This window comes from Colwellia sp. TT2012, from assembly GCF_001440345.1.
Taxonomy (GTDB): domain Bacteria; phylum Pseudomonadota; class Gammaproteobacteria; order Enterobacterales; family Alteromonadaceae; genus Colwellia.
In genome coordinates this window covers 1-1,872 of sequence record NZ_LJYX01000043.1, presented here as the reverse complement: position 1 = coordinate 1,872, position 1,872 = coordinate 1, and the positions used below count along the sequence as shown (strand labels likewise).

Below are 1,872 nucleotides of genomic sequence, written 5' to 3'. Positions count from 1 at the left end.
ATTTTGTTATCATGTAATTTGTGTGAACACTCGTGAAATACAATCCGAAAACTGATTTCCATTAAGCAATTTTACTTCAAGATAAGGAGGTGATCCAACCCCAGGTTCCCCTAGGGTTACCTTGTTACGACTTCACCCCAGTCATGAAACACAAAGTGGTGACCGTCCTCCCGAAGGTTAAACTAGCCACTTCTTTTGCATCCCACTCCCATGGTGTGACGGGCGGTGTGTACAAGGCCCGGGAACGTATTCACCGTGGCATTCTGATCCACGATTACTAGCGATTCCGACTTCACGGAGTCGAGTTGCAGACTCCGATCCGGACTACGACAAGCTTTGTGGGATTCGCTCCACCTCGCGGTATTGCAGCCCTCTGTACTTGCCATTGTAGCACGTGTGTAGCCCATCCCGTAAGGGCCATGATGACTTGACGTCGTCCCCACCTTCCTCCGGTTTATCACCGGCAGTCTCCTTAGAGTTCCCGCCATAACGCGCTGGCAAATAAGGATAGGGGTTGCGCTCGTTGCGGGACTTAACCCAACATTTCACAACACGAGCTGACGACAGCCATGCAGCACCTGTCACAGAGTTCCCGAAGGCACAAGTCTATCTCTAGTCTCTTCTCTGGATGTCAAGGGATGGTAAGGTTCTTCGCGTTGCATCGAATTAAACCACATGCTCCACCGCTTGTGCGGGCCCCCGTCAATTCATTTGAGTTTTAACCTTGCGGCCGTACTCCCCAGGCGGTCAACTTAGTGCGTTAGCTGCGCCACTCACGGATCAAGTCCACGAACGGCTAGTTGACATCGTTTACGGCGTGGACTACCAGGGTATCTAATCCTGTTCGCTCCCCACGCTTTCGTTCCTCAGCGTCAGTATCTGTCCAGGTGGCCGCCTTCGCCACTGATGTTCCTTCCAATCTCTACGCATTTCACCGCTACACTGGAAATTCCACCACCCTCTACAGTACTCTAGTTACCCAGTTCAAAATGCAGTTCCAAGGTTGAGCCCTGGGCTTTCACATCTTGCTTAAATAACCGCCTACGAACGCTTTACGCCCAGTAATTCCGATTAACGCTTGCACCCCTCGTATTACCGCGGCTGCTGGCACGAAGTTAGCCGGTGCTTCTTCTGTTGCTAACGTCACAGTGAACGTTTATTAAACGTCCACCTTTCCTCACAACTGAAAGTGCTTTACAACCCGAAGGCCTTCTTCACACACGCGGCATGGCTGCATCAGGCTTTCGCCCATTGTGCAATATTCCCCACTGCTGCCTCCCGTAGGAGTCTGGGCCGTGTCTCAGTCCCAGTGTGGCTGATCATCCTCTCAAACCAGCTAGAGATCGTCGCCTTGGTAAGCCTTTACCTTACCAACTAGCTAATCTCACTTGGGCTAATCAAATGGCGAGAGGCTCCGAAGAATCCCCCCCTTTGGTCCGTAGACGTTATGCGGTATTAGCAGTCGTTTCCAACTGTTGTCCCCCACCATAAGGCATATTCCCAAGCATTACTCACCCGTCCGCCGCTCGACGCCTGAAAAGCAAGCTTTCCATCGTTTCCGCTCGACTTGCATGTGTTAAGCCTGCCGCCAGCGTTCAATCTGAGCCATGATCAAACTCTTCAATTAAAAATCGTTTGTGTAACCTCATCGCAAGCGATGTGTTACTGCTCAATGAATTCTGTCGTGATATCAACCGAAGTTGATATCGCATTACATAGTCGCTACCTATCTCGCTAGAAATAAGTAACTTATATTTATTTGCATGAACATCATTCATTAAGCGTTTTTGTTCTCCCCGAAAGGAAAACTATGTAAAACAACATTAATGTGAGTGTCCACACAAATTGCATGATAACTAATTGTTAAAGAAA

Annotated in this window: 1 rRNA gene; it reads right to left on the bottom strand. The window is 49.3% G+C overall.

The annotated features are described in order from the left end of the window. Positions 1-82 precede the first annotated feature (82 nt). Positions 83-1,627: ribosomal RNA gene (locus ASU03_RS18465) — 16S ribosomal RNA — on the bottom strand. Positions 1,628-1,872: the final 245 nt, after the last annotated feature.